The organism is Kribbella sp. NPDC049174, from assembly GCF_043197365.1.
Lineage (GTDB): Bacteria > Actinomycetota > Actinomycetes > Propionibacteriales > Kribbellaceae > Kribbella.
This window is the reverse complement of record NZ_JBICSZ010000002.1, coordinates 533,678-546,526: the sequence shown is the minus strand read 5'-3', so window position 1 is coordinate 546,526 and position 12,849 is coordinate 533,678. Positions and strand designations below refer to the sequence as shown.

General features: G+C 68.7%; 13 protein-coding genes. 5 read left to right on the top strand and 8 right to left on the bottom strand.

Translation table 11 applies throughout. The features are described 5' to 3' along the window. The first annotated feature begins 113 nt into the window (after positions 1 to 113). A complete protein-coding gene (locus ACGFIF_RS13100) occupies positions 114 to 806 on the top strand; it encodes a response regulator transcription factor (RefSeq protein ID WP_393154466.1) in 693 nt (230 codons plus the stop codon). Continuing rightward, positions 803 to 2,080: a sensor histidine kinase gene (locus ACGFIF_RS13095; RefSeq protein ID WP_393154465.1), complete on the top strand. Its 1,278-nt coding sequence runs from the start codon at positions 803 to 805 to the stop codon at positions 2,078 to 2,080. The genes ACGFIF_RS13100 and ACGFIF_RS13095 overlap by 4 nt, the downstream gene beginning before the upstream one ends. On the opposite strand, the gene ACGFIF_RS13090 is transcribed toward ACGFIF_RS13095, so the two are convergent. The 7 genes from ACGFIF_RS13090 to ACGFIF_RS13060 all read right to left on the bottom strand — a co-directional run bounded on the left by ACGFIF_RS13090 (position 2,077) and on the right by ACGFIF_RS13060 (position 9,833). After that, entirely contained in the window at positions 2,077 to 2,547 is a 471-nt protein-coding gene (locus ACGFIF_RS13090; RefSeq protein WP_393154464.1) for a DUF3592 domain-containing protein, read from the bottom strand. The genes ACGFIF_RS13095 and ACGFIF_RS13090 overlap by 4 nt on opposite strands. Before the next feature lie 39 nt (positions 2,548 to 2,586). Next, complete coding sequence (gene xylB / locus ACGFIF_RS13085) at positions 2,587 to 4,017, bottom strand: xylulokinase (protein WP_393154463.1); 1,431 nt, start codon at positions 4,015 to 4,017, stop codon at positions 2,587 to 2,589. Positions 4,018 to 4,162: 145 nt separating this feature from the next. Then, positions 4,163 to 5,194, bottom strand: a complete 1,032-nt coding sequence (locus tag ACGFIF_RS13080) for an NAD(P)-dependent alcohol dehydrogenase (RefSeq protein ID WP_393154462.1) — start codon at positions 5,192 to 5,194, stop codon at positions 4,163 to 4,165. Further along, a complete protein-coding gene (locus ACGFIF_RS13075) occupies positions 5,194 to 6,666 on the bottom strand; it encodes a mannitol dehydrogenase family protein (RefSeq protein ID WP_393154461.1) in 1,473 nt (490 codons plus the stop codon). The genes ACGFIF_RS13080 and ACGFIF_RS13075 overlap by 1 nt, the downstream gene beginning before the upstream one ends. Then, positions 6,663 to 7,508 (bottom strand): carbohydrate ABC transporter permease, encoded by an 846-nt coding sequence (locus ACGFIF_RS13070; RefSeq protein ID WP_393154460.1) that lies wholly within the window; start codon positions 7,506 to 7,508, stop codon positions 6,663 to 6,665. Before ACGFIF_RS13070 ends, ACGFIF_RS13075 begins: the two co-directional genes overlap by 4 nt. Further along, positions 7,505 to 8,458: a carbohydrate ABC transporter permease gene (locus tag ACGFIF_RS13065; RefSeq protein WP_393154459.1), complete on the bottom strand. Its 954-nt coding sequence runs from the start codon at positions 8,456 to 8,458 to the stop codon at positions 7,505 to 7,507. Before ACGFIF_RS13065 ends, ACGFIF_RS13070 begins: the two co-directional genes overlap by 4 nt. Before the next feature lie 10 nt (positions 8,459 to 8,468). After that, positions 8,469 to 9,833, bottom strand: a complete 1,365-nt coding sequence (locus ACGFIF_RS13060; RefSeq protein ID WP_393154458.1) for an ABC transporter substrate-binding protein — start codon at positions 9,831 to 9,833, stop codon at positions 8,469 to 8,471. Positions 9,834 to 9,976: 143 nt separating this feature from the next. Between ACGFIF_RS13060 and ACGFIF_RS13055 the strand changes: the two genes are divergently transcribed. Further along, positions 9,977 to 10,930 (top strand): sugar-binding transcriptional regulator, encoded by a 954-nt coding sequence (locus ACGFIF_RS13055; protein ID WP_393154457.1) that lies wholly within the window; start codon positions 9,977 to 9,979, stop codon positions 10,928 to 10,930. Positions 10,931 to 10,936: 6 nt separating this feature from the next. Continuing rightward, positions 10,937 to 11,725 (top strand): phosphotransferase, encoded by a 789-nt coding sequence (locus ACGFIF_RS13050; protein ID WP_393154456.1) that lies wholly within the window; start codon positions 10,937 to 10,939, stop codon positions 11,723 to 11,725. Here the strand turns inward: ACGFIF_RS13050 and ACGFIF_RS13045 are convergent. After that, entirely contained in the window at positions 11,682 to 12,122 is a 441-nt protein-coding gene (locus ACGFIF_RS13045) for a hypothetical protein (RefSeq protein WP_393154455.1), read from the bottom strand. The genes ACGFIF_RS13050 and ACGFIF_RS13045 overlap by 44 nt on opposite strands. Before the next feature lie 82 nt (positions 12,123 to 12,204). Here ACGFIF_RS13045 and ACGFIF_RS13040 point away from each other — a divergent pair, with 82 nt between their 5' ends. Next, a complete protein-coding gene (locus tag ACGFIF_RS13040) occupies positions 12,205 to 12,804 on the top strand; it encodes an ATP-binding protein (protein ID WP_393154454.1) in 600 nt (199 codons plus the stop codon). The last annotated feature ends 45 nt before the right edge of the window (positions 12,805 to 12,849 follow it).

Below are 12,849 nucleotides of genomic sequence, written 5' to 3'. Positions count from 1 at the left end.
CGATCGATTGGCCCCAAGACCATCAAAGGAGTGCGAAAACGACCGGAAAGCGGAGCGAAAGTCCAGCGAAAGCGCAGGCTGGACGACCCGGCCGGTCCGGCTACCTTGGTCTCGTGCGACTACTGGTGGTGGAGGACGAGGAAGGCCTGGTCAGCGCGCTGCGCTCCGGACTCGGCCGGGCCGGATATGCCGTGGACACGGCGACGACCGGTGCCGAGGCGATGGAGAAGCTCGCGACCACGGCGTACGACCTGGCGATCCTGGACATCACCCTGCCGGACACCAGCGGCCTCGACCTGTGCCGCGCCGTACGCCGGGGCGAGATCGAGGTGGCGTCCGGCCGGGAACTGAGGGTGCTGATGCTCACCGCGCGCGCCTCGCTGGCCGACCGGGTCCGCGGCCTCGACGAAGGTGCCGACGACTACCTGACCAAGCCCTTCGCGCTGGTCGAGCTGCTCGCCCGGATCCGCGCCCTGCTCCGCCGCGACGTCACCAACGGAAGCACCCAACTGCACGTCGGCGACCTCGTCCTCGACTCGTCCCGCCACCTCGCGACCCGATCCGGCCGCGAACTTCCGCTGACGTTGAAGGAGTTCGGCGTACTGCGGTATCTGATGTCCCGGCCTGGGCACGTCGTCTCGGCCGAGGAACTCCTCGAACACGTCTGGGACGAGAACGCCGACCCGTTCACCCAGAGCGTCCGGGTGACGGTCGGCACGCTGCGCCGCAAGCTCACCCAAGAAGGCGAAGACCCCGTCCTGGAAACAGTCATCGGCCGCGGCTACCGGCTCCGAGGTGGCACATGAGATTCCTGAAGTCGCTGCGCGCCAAGGTTCCGCCTTGGGCGCAGACGATCCGATTCCGGCTGACGTTGACGTATTCCGCTGTGCTGATCGCGTTGTCGGCGTTGCTGCTCGGCGGGGTGTATGTCGCGTTGTCGTCGCTCCTTGACCCCAAGCCTTTGAGTCCGATCGAGGTCAACAAGGTCTACAAGGATCACAACGGCAATCTGAAGGTGAAACCAGGTCAGGTGATCGAGGCTGCCGAGCTGTCCAGTATCGAGTCCGCGGTCAACTACCAAACCCTGCAGACCCTGCGGAACTACTCGGCCGCGGGCATGGGCGCGCTCTTCCTGGTCAGTCTCGGCACCGGCTGGTGGTTGTCGGGTCGCGCGTTGCGGCCGGTACGGCGGATCACCGCAACGGCGCAGGAGATCTCGGCCACGGACCTGTCCCGGCGGATCGCCCTGGACGGCCCGCAGGACGAACTGCGGAACCTGGCCGACACCGTCGACGACATGCTCGGCCGGCTCGAGTCGGCGTTCGTGTCCCAGCGGCAGTTGGTGGACGACGCATCGCACGAGTTGCGCAATCCGCTCGCGGTGATCCAGGCGAACGTCGACGCGGTCCTCGCGCATGACGACACGACCCCTGACGACCGGGCCCAGGCGACCGCGATCGTGAGCCGCGCGATCCAGCGGATGACCCGGCTGGTCGAGGATCTGCTCGCGTCGGCCCGCCGTTCCTCACCGGCCTTCGTCGACGCGGATGTGGACCTGGCCGCGATCGCCGGCGAGGCGGCCGAGGAGTACCAACTGCTCGCGGCCGACCGCGAGCTTCACGTCGTACGACGCCTGTCGCCGGGACCGACCGCGGCCGGGGACGCGTCGGCGCTGCGGCGGGCGGTCGACAACCTGCTCTCCAACGCGGTCCGGCTCGCTCGAGGTGGCAGCGAACTGGTCCTGGCCGTGGGAAGCCGCAACGGCTGGGCGTGGATCGCCGTCCGCGACGAAGGTCCCGGCATCGCCGCCGAGGACGCCGATCGCGTCTTCGACCGGTTCTTCCGCTCCGGCCAACGGCAGTCCCCGTCCACCGTCCCGTCCACCGGGCAACGCCGCGCGGGCCTGGGTCTGGCCATCGTCCGCCAGATCGCCGAGTCGCACGGCGGCACCGTCGCACTCCACTCCGAACTGGGCATCGGCAGCACCTTCGTCCTCTGGCTGCCCGAACGCTCCCTCACCAACACCACCCGCCGGACCCCGATCCCCCCGGACGACGACCCCCTCGGCCCCCGGCTCTAGTCGGTCGATGGTTCGTCCGGCCGACTCCAGCACCTGACCAAGGCGACGATCAGGGCAGCCACCGCGCCACCACCGAAGACGATGGCTGGGGTCTGGTAGTCGTAGCCCCAGTCGGTGGACTGCAGCCGAGTGGGATCCATCGGGTCGTAGATCACCTGGATGGTCCGGCCCACCTCGGCCTCGTAGTAGTTCTCGGTGGTGGTCTCGACCGTCCGCCCGTCCCGGGTCACGAACCTGACCTCGATCAACGGCGCACGGCCTTCCTCCTCGCGGACCACGGTGGCGGCCGCGACCTCACCCCGCCGCTCCAGCACGCGGTTGTCGTCGACCTCGGCGTACCCGACCCCCGCCAGCATCACCGCAACGAACACGAACATCACGCCCTCAGGCGCAACCCGCCACTGCCGCTTGGCCCGAGCACGCGACGGCTCCTCGGAGCGGGCTGCGGTCCCCTCATGCTCTTCCACGCTGGTCAGACGCGCCGACCGGCCGCCACGCTCCTCGCTCTACCGGTTGTACGGGGTGGAGAGGACGGGTTGGGTGTTGCTGAGGACGTGAGCGTAGAGCGAGCGAACTCGAGCGGCTTCACCGTCTGTCATGGCGGACGGCTCGGGTTTGCCGACCGGGACCTGCCACGTGGGTGGGGCGTCGGCGCCGGACAACGCCCAGGCAGCTTGGCGGGCGGCACCCAGTGCGACGTACTCGGCAGGCTCGGGTAGGACGACCTCGGCACCGAGGAGGGCAGGGGCCAGAGCCTGTACGGCGCGCGAGCGGGCAGCCCCGCCGAGCAGGAGGATGCGCTGGACCGGGAGCCCCTCTGCGCGGAGGGCGTCCACCGCGTCGGCCAGGCCGCACAGCAATCCCTCGACAGCGGCGCGGGCCATCGTGGCCGGTTGCGCAGTGGCGCGGGTGAGGCCGTAGATCAGGCCGGTCGAGTGTGGGAGGTCCGGAGTGCGCTCGCCATCCAGGTAGGGCAGCAGAACCAAGCCATCGCTACCCGATGAGGTGAGGGCGGCCTCGTTGAAGGCCTCGAGATCCAGACCGAGCAACCCGGCGGTTGACGAGAGAACCCGGGCGGCGTTCAAGGTGCAGACCAGCGGCAGGTATCCCCCGGTCGCGTCGGCGAATCCGGCGACCAGACCCGTCGGGTCGGCAGTCGGGTTGTCTGACCGCGCGAAGGCAGTCCCACTCGTGCCCAGCGAGACGGCGACATCCCCTGGCTGCAGGTCCAGACCGAGCGCGGCCGCCATGTTGTCACCGGTCCCGGCCGCGAGAGCAGCACCGCCGGCGGTCCGCCCAACGATCTCGGCCGGCCCGGCGACCCGCGGCAGCTCCAGCGATCGGCCGAACGCCAGTTCCACCAGGTCAGGCCGGTAGCTGTTCGAGGCAGGTGACCACCAGCCAGTGCCGGACGCGTCGCCCCGGTCGGTCGTGATCCCCGAGATCCCGCTCCGGTCCGCAGCCAGCCGGTGCGTCATCCAGTCATGCGGCAGTACGACGGCCGCAGCCCGAGCGGCCGCATCCGGCGCCGCACCGCGCACCCATCGAAGCTTCGTCACCGTGAAACTCGGCACCGGCACCGAACCCACCGCGTCGGCCCACGCTCCGGGCCCACCGAGCTCGGAGACCAGCTCCACCGTCGCGTCGGCGGATGCAGTGTCGTTCCAGAGCACAGCCGGGTGGACGACCTCACCGGCCTCGTCCAGCAGAACCATGCCGTGCTGTTGCCCGCCGATCGAGATCGCCTCGACCCCGTCGAGCAGTCCGTCGGACGCGATCTCCCACGCCTTCCACCACTCGGCCGGGGCCACCTGGGTCCCGTCCGGGTGCGGTGCGCGGCCTTCCCGCAGTACCGCTCCGGTCTCGGCATCGCACACGACGACCTTGGTCGCCTGGGTGGAGCAGTCCACACCGGCGACCAGCCTGGGTTGACTCATGTTCGGCCCTCCATGTCAGCGCCGGTCCTGCGGGCGGAAACCAACCCTAGCCGCCCGCGAAAGAACGCGTACGGCGTTGTCCACAAGCGGCCCGGCACCCGCAGCTGGACCGGGCGTCGCTACGGGTGCCGGGGTCGGGGGCCGCTCAGCTCCCGGGATGGACGATCGCCTTGATCGCAGCTGGATCCCGGCGGGAGGCAGCCAACGCTTCGGGTGCCTGCTCCAGCCCGTGGCGACTCGTCACCAGCCTGTCCAGGTCGATCCGGCCGCTCGCGACCAGCTCGATCGCCGTCGGCCAGGTGTTCGCGTACCGGAAGGTGCCGGTCACCTGGATCTCATGCTCCTGCACGTACGACAGCGGTAACGGCAGCTCGTCACCGCCCATGCCGACCAGGACCGCACGGCCTGCCGGCGCGAGCGCCCGGATGCCCTCGGCGACCACGGGCGGATGTCCCGAGCACTCCAGCAGCACCGTCGGTGACCAGCCCAGCTCGGCCAATTTCGCCGTACGGGCATCGATCACGTCGGTGGCACCGAGCTCCAACGCTGCCTCGAGACGGGCGGGATTCACGTCCGAGACCGCGATCTGGGTCGCACCCAGCGCCCGCGCCACCTGGACGCAGAGCAGTCCGATCGCCCCGGCACCGGTGACCAGCACCCGCGAACCGGCACCGACCGCACCCTTACCACAAGCCCAGACAGCCACCGACAACGGCTCCAACAGGGCCGCCGCGTCGTCGCTCACAGTGTTCGGTACGACGTGCGCCATCGCCTCATGTACGACGACCAACTCGGCGAAAGCCCCGTCGATTGGAGGGGTGGCGAAGAACCGCATGTTGGGGCAGAGGTTGTACCGGCCGGCCAGGCACTGCGCACAGGTGAAGTCCGGACGGCCGGGCTCGACCGACACCCGCTGCCCGACCTCTCGACCAGTCACATCCGCGCCGAGCTCCACGATGACACCTGACGCCTCGTGTCCCAGCACGAGCGGCTGCTCGACGACGAACCGCCCGATCCGGCCGTGGTCGAAGTAGTGCGTGTCGGACCCGCACACCCCGACCGCCGACACCTTCACCAGCACCTCGCCAGGCCCCGGACGCGGCCTCGCCCGCTGCTCCGTGACCACGTCCCCGGCCCCTCGCAGCACGGCGACCCGCATGGTCGTGTCCGTGTCCATCAACCACCAAGGCCTTCGAGAGTCGCCCGGGCACCGCGCTCGTGCAGAGACTTCAACGCCGACGTGTACTCCGCGACGAACCGGTCATCGGACGCCAGGTCACCGAACAGATCCGGGTCCGAGACGAAGACGAGCGGATCGTTCCGGTTGTGCTGCGCGCGTTCGACCAGCTTGTCCCGGAGCCGGTCCACGACCTCGATCGGTTCACCCTGCTCGTCGACGCCCTCGGCGTACCGGGCCCAGGACGCGACCACCAGCGCCGACCGCCCGATCTCCCGCCCGGCCGCCAACTGCTCGCGGACGACAGGCAGCAGCCACTTCGGGATCCGGTCGGAGCTCTCCGCGCACAGCCGTGCCAGCGTGTCCCGGACCTCCGGGTTCGCGAACCGCTCGATCAGCTGATGCTTGTAGCGATCGAGGTCGACCCCGGGCACCGGCGGCAGGGTCGGCGTACCTTCGACATCCATGTAGCCCAGCAGGAAGTCGACGAACAGCTTGTCCTGGCACACCTCGTGCGCATATCGATAGCCGGCCAGGTAACCGAGGTAGCACAACGCCTGGTGACTGGCGTTGAGCAGCCGCAGCTTCATCAGCTCATACGGCTCGACGTCCTCCACGAGTTGTGCGCCGACATCCTCGTACGGCGGCCGATCGCCGCCGAAGTCGTCCTCCAGCACCCACTGCGTGAACGGCTCGCACACCACCGGCCAGCCGTCCTCCACGCCGAACCGCTCGGACAGCGCTGAGCGGTCGGAGTCCGCGGTCACCGGCGTGATCCGGTCCACCATGCAGTTCGGGAAACGCACCTCGGCCGCGATCCAGTCGGCCAGCTCGCCATCCTTCAAGCGGGCGAAGGACGTCAGCATCTTGCGCGCGACGTGCCCGTTCCCCGGGATGTTGTCGCACGACATCACCGTGAACGGCGCGACCCCGGCCGCCCGCCGCCGGGCCAGCGCCTCGACCACGAACCCGAAGACGCTGACCGGCACAGCACCCGGCTGGAGGTCAGCCGCCAGCCCAGGATCGGAGGCGTCGAGCTCACCCGTCACCTGGTTGACGTGATACCCGCCTTCGGTGATCGTCAGCGAGACGATCCGCGTCGCCGGGTCGACGAGCCGGTCCAGCACCGCTGACGGATCGTCCGACGCGAACAGGTAGTCCACGATCGACCCGATCACCCGCGGCTCGAGCGTCCCGTCCGGGTACTTCACCACCAGCGTGTAGAGGAAGTTCTGCGCCTTCAGTACGTCGTACATCCGCCGGTCCTGGGGCAGCACGCCGACCCCGACGATGCCCCAGTCCAGCGCCTTGCCGTCGTTCATCAACTGGTCGAGGTACATCGCCTGGTGGGCCCGGTGGAAACCACCGACCCCGAAGTGCACGATGCCGGGGCGCACCGCCGTACGGTCGTACGACGGCACACCGACCTCGTTGCCCAGAGCATCCAAAGCGGCGGTGGAGAGCACAGTCACTTGACCGCCCCCAGCGACAGACCCTGGACGAGCTTGTCCTGGGCGGCGAACCCGGCGATCAGCACCGGCAACGACACCACGATGGACGCGGCACAGACTTTGGCGAGGAACAATCCTTGGCTGGTCACGAACCCAGTCAAGAACACCGGCGCCGTCTGCGCCACCGTACCGGTCAGCACCCGGGCGAACAGCAGCTCGTTCCAGCTGAAGATGAAGCAGATCAGCGCCGCCGACGCGATCCCCGGTGTGACGATCGGCGCCACCACCGAGCGGAGCGTGCGGGTCAGGTTCGCACCGTCGACCGAGGCCGCCTCGAGGATCTCCACCGGCACCTCAACCAGGAAGCTGCGCAGCATCCAGACCGCGATCGGCAGGTTCATCGACGTGTAGAGGATGATCAGCAGCCAGATGTTGTCCAGGAACGAGACCGACTGCGCGAACAGATAGATCGGCAGCAGGCCGGCCACGACCGGCAGCATCTTGGTGGACAGGAAGAAGAACAGCACATCCGTCCACTTCCGCACCGGCCGGATCGACAGCGCGTACGCCGCCGGGAAGGCGAGCAGGATCACCAGCGCCGTCGACAGGATGCTCGCGGTCAGCGAGTTCAGGATCGAGGGCCATGGGCCGGTCTCGAAGAAGGCCCGGTAGCCGTCCAGCGTCAGCGGTGCGGCCAGATCCGGCGGGTTCTTCGCCGCGTCCTCCTCGGAGTGGAACGACGTCAGCAACATCCACAGCACCGGCAGCACGAACAGGAGCCCGACGATCCAGGCCAGCCCGGTCAGCGCGAACCCGCCACCACGGTTCTTCCGCCCGCTCACGATCGTCACCTGGCCACTCATCGTCCGATCTCCTCTCGGAACAGCGTGGACACCGACCGCAGCGCGAGCGTCGCGATCACGATGGTGCCGATCACCACGATCACGCCGGCCGCGGAGGCCCGGCCGTAGTCGTGGGCGGTGTAGAAGGTCTGGTAGATCGTGTACGGCAGGTTCGCCGTACCGAGGCCACCGGACGTGATGACGAAGACGGCGTCGAAGTTCTGCACGATGTAGATCGAGCCGAGCAGCGCCGACAGCTCCAGGTACTGCCGCAGGTGCGGCAGCGTCATGTACCGGAAGATCTCCCACTGGTTCGCGCCGTCGATTCCGGCCGCCTCGATCACGTCGAGCGGGCGGCTCTGCAGACCGGCCAGCAGGATCAGCATCATGAACGGCGTCCACTGCCAGACCAGCGCGAAGATGATCGCCCACAACGGCTGGTTGCTGATCCAGTCCGGCTGTGGCGCGTTGTCACCGAAGATCCACTTCAGCACGCCGTTGAACAGACCGTACGTCGGGTTGTAGAGCGCGTGCTTCCACAACAGTGCGGCGGCCACGGGTACGACGAGGAACGGTGTGATCATCATCGTCCGGACCGCACCCCGGCCGCGGAACTTCCGGTCCAGCAGCAACGCGATCAGCAACCCGAGAACCAGGCTGATCAGGACGACGCCCGCCGTCAGCACGACCGTCACCCAGATCGCGTGCCGGGTGTTCGCATCCGTCAGCACACGACGGAAGTTGTCGACTCCGGCGAACCCGCGCTCGTCCGGGTAGTAGGCGTTCCAGTCCATGAAGGACACCACGATGGTGACCAGGAACGGCAGCTGGGTCACGATGATCATGAACACCAGCGCCGGCATCAGCGGCGCGCGCCGGGCCCAGTCGCCGGTCTTGCGCATCAACGAATCCTGGGAACCGGGCGGCGGAGCGGAGTGCCGGCTCTTCGGCGTCTCGGTGGTGACGGTCATGACAGCTCCCCTACTTCGCTTCTCGTGAGCGATACCGCTCGGCGACATCGTCGGCGAGCTCCTGCCCGCGTTCCAGCGCTTCCTCGACGATCATCCGCCCGGCGATCGCCGAGCTGACGTCCTGGCTGACCTGCGTCCCGAGGTCCGGGAACTCCGGGATGTCGACGAACTGGATCCCGATCGCCGGCCGCGGCTGAACGCCGGGGTTGCGCGGGTCGGCGGTCTCGATCGCCTGCCTGGTCGGCTCCGCGAACGCCGCGGCCTCCTTCAGGTAGGCCGGGTTCTCGTACGTCGAGGCGCGTTTGCCGGCCGGGACCCGCGACCAGCCGAGCCGCTCACCGACGAGCTGTTCGTAGTCCTTGCCGGACGCCCAGGAGATGAACTTCCAGGCGTTGTCCTTCTTCTCACTGGCTTCCTGGATGCTCCAGGCCCACGCGTACAGCCAGCCCGAGCTGTCGGTCTTCACCACGGGTGCCGGGGCGTAGCCCATCTTGCCCTTCACCGGTGAGTTCGGCGCTTCCAGCGAGCCGGCCGCGGACGTGGCGTCGTACCACATCGCCACGTTGCTCTGGACCGTGTTGTTGAGGCATTCGGTGAAGCCCGCCTGGGGTGCACCGAGCTCGCCGTGGGCGCGGACCAGATCGACGTAGAACTTGACCGCCTCGGTGAACTCGGGCGAGTCGACCTGCGCCTGCCAGTCCTCGGTGAACCAGGTGCCGCCGAACGTGTTCACCACCGTGGTCAGCGGCGCGAACACCTGGCCCCAGCCGGGCTGACCGCGCAGGCAGATGCCGCGCATCCCGGGCTGTGCGTTGTCCACCTTGGCCGCGATGTCGGCGACCTCCTGCCAGGTCGGCTTGGCCGGCATCGTGACGCCCTTCGCGGCCAGCACGTCCTTGCGGTACATCAGGAACGACGACTCGCCGTAGAACGGTTCGCCGTAGATCTTGCCGTCCTCACCGGACAGCGACTGGGTCATGGGGGCGAGGACGTCGTCCTGGTCGAACGACGGATCCTGGTCGATGTAGTCCGAGAGCGGGGCGATCCACTTGCTGGTCGCGTAGATCGGGATCTCGAAGTTGCTCAGTGTCGCGACGTCGTACTGACCGGCCTGGCTGGAGAACTCCTGGCTGATCTTGTCCCGGACGTCGTTCTCCGGCAGCACGGTGAAGTTGACCTTGATCCCGGTCTGTTTGGTGAAGTGGTCGGCGGTCAGTTTCTGCAGGTCGACCATCTGCGGGTTGTTCACCATCAGCACGTTGATGCTGTCGGCGCCGCCGCCGCCCGCACCGCCGCCCCACCCGGCGCAGCCGCTGACCGCGGTCACCAGGAAGGCGATCGCGACGGCCCCGAGGCGTTTCCGCTGTCCCAGCACGAGCCGCTCCTTCGCTGTCGAGGGGTTCGCTCATTTGAGCAGAGGTCTGCTCACGTAGACGAGTGAACCGGCAAGCCCCTTGACCTGTCAAGAGTCTGTGCAACACTAGGGCGCAGGCATGCTCATATGAGCGGGGAGGCTTCATGGAGTCGAGCACCTTCGGCCCGGCACAGCTGGTGCTGACGGCGTCGATCGCGCGCCGGTACTATGTCGACGGGCGCTCCAAGGTGGAGATCGCCGACGAGTTCCGGCTCAGCCGGTTCAAGGTCGCGCGGTTGCTGGATCAGGCGCGCAGCAGCGGGCTGGTGCGGATCGAGATCAGCCACCCGGGCGCCATCGACATCGACCTGTCCGCCCGGCTGCAGGAGACACTCGGTCTCCGCCGGGCGATCGTCGTCGACACGCCGGAGGAGGACCCGGCGGCGCTGCGGCTCCAGCTCGGCAAGGCCGCCGCGGACCTGCTGTCCGAGATCGTCACCGCAGACGACGTTCTCGGCCTCGCGTGGGCGCGCGCGGTCACCGCGATGACGGAGCAGTTGACCTCGTTGGCCCCCGTCCCCGTTGTGCAGCTCACCGGCGCCCTGTCCCGCCCGGACGTCGAGGCGAACTCGGTCGAGCTGGTGCGGCACACGGCCCGGTTGTCGGGTGGACCGGCGTACCTCTTCTATGCGCCGCTGGTGGTGCCGGACGCCGCGACCGCGCGGGCGTTGCGGCAGCAGCCGGAGGTGGCCGAGGCGATCAGTCACTTCGAGTCCGTGACCAAGGCGGTGGTCGGGCTGGGTTCCTGGACCGCCGGCCAGTCGACGCTGTACGACGCGATGGACGAGAAGGCCCGTGAACAACTCCGCCGCCGCGGCGTCGCCGCCGACATTTCCGGGGTGTTCGTCAGTGCCGACGGCGAGCCGGTGCAGACCCGGGTCACCGACCGGGTGATCGCGATCAGCGCCAAGCAGATGGACGCGATCGACGAGGTGATCGCGATCCCGTACGGGCTGGCGAAGGTCGACGCCGTCCGCGCCGCGGTCCGCAGCGGCCTGGTCAACGGGATCGTTACGCACGGACCCCTGGCGAAAGCGCTACTGGACGAGACACACTGACGCGCGATGCCTGAAGTCGAGACGCAGTTGCTCGGCGGCACCGCCAACCGAGGCCTGGTGGTGCGTGTCGGCGACACGGTGCGCAGACCGTTGCGCGCGAGCAGCGCTGCCACCCATGCGCTGCTCGAGCACCTGGCGAGCGTCGGCTTCACCGGTGCACCGATCTTCCTGGGGGTGGATTCCCAGCAGCGCGAGGTGCTGTCCTATCTGGCCGGCGAGACGGTGACACCGCCGTACCCGGCCTGGTCGATGACGGACGAGGCGCTCGACAGCGTTGCCCGGCTGCTACGCGAGTACCACCAGGCAGTCGCGGGCTTCGATCCCACCGGCCTGGACTGGGCCGAGCCGGTGCCTCCGGCGTACGTCGAGGACCTGGTCAGTCACAACGATCCGAACCTGGACAACGTGGTGTTCCGGGACGGTCTCGCGGTCGCCCTGATCGACTTCGATCTGGCCGGCCCGGGCTCCGCGCTGTGGGACGTCGCCACCGCGGTCCGGCTCTGGGCCCCGCTCCGCCCGGACGCCGACATCGCCGACGTACGCCGCGGCCACACGCTGAGCCGACTCCGGCGCTTCGCCGACACCTACGGCCTGGACGAGACCGACCGCGACCGCCTGGTCGACGCGACCGCCCGCAACCACGTCTGGTGCATGGACTACGTACGCCGCGGCGCCGAGACCGGCCACCCGTGGTTCCACCAGCGCTGGACCACCGGCGAGGCCGACCTGACCGACCGCACCAACCAGTGGTTCACCGAGCAAGCGGCGGCTCTTCGCCGCGCACTGCGGCTCTGATCTCCAGCTCCCGCTCTCCCTCGGAGCGGCCGTCGTAGTACGACTCCTGCAAACGCCGGATGAAATGCGGCAGGAAGACCGCCGGGCCGGTCGGCCACGGGCTGAGCTCCTGGTCAGACAGGAACGCGACGAGCGCCCCAGCTGCGGTCAGCCCGACCAGCAGCACCCAGCCGGACCGGCAGATCCACGGTCCGTCATCGGCGATGAGCCCTCGGCGGGTCACCGCACCGACGGCGAACAACAAACCCGACAGCGCATCTACAACCGCCGTTGCGACCAGTGGCCAACCGTGCACACCGGCGTACGGGCCGACCTGTCGAAGGACCATGACGGCCGACGCAAGCAGACCGATGGCGACAAGGGCATACGCCACTGCGCCCAGTTTCAGCTTCGGCAACTTCGGCTCCTTCGCGGGTCTAGTCCGCCTATCGCGGGGAGTGGGTTGGTTGTTACTGCAGCAAGTGGCAGAGAATGGGCCGGTGAGTTCGCGTGTGGTGTTGCTGGCGGGGCCTTCGGGGACGGGGAAGTCGCATCTGGCCGAGCTGGTGGGGCTGCCCGTCGTTCGGCTGGACGACTTCTACCGTGACGGCGACGACGACGCGATGCCGCGCTCCCCGCTCGGAATCGTGGACTGGGACGACCCGCGGTCCTGGGACGGCGACCGGGCCGTCGCGGCGCTGGAGACCTTGGGTACGACGGGGACGGCGGACCTGCCGATCTACGACATCGCCGCGGACAGGACGGTCGGGCACCGGCCGGTGTCCACCGCCGGGTCGCCACTGATCATTGCCGAGGGCATCTTCGCCGACCAGATCGTCGGGGCGCTGCGCGATCGCGGGCTGCTCGCGGCCGCCATCTGCGTCCGGCACCACCGGCTCGTCACCTTCGTCCGGCGGTTCCAGCGCGACCTCCGGGAGCACCGCAAGCCACCGTTCACCCTGCTGCGCCGCGGTCTGCTGCTGCTCCGCGACGATCCACTGGTGGTCCGCCGCTGTCTCGACGCGGGCTGTGAACCCCTGCACCCCAAGGCGGCCCGCCGCCGGATCGAGACGCTTCTCACCGAGGCGCGCTCCCGCTGATTCGCGGGCCGTTCGCCCGGTGTTCACCTTTGTCTGATGACATCG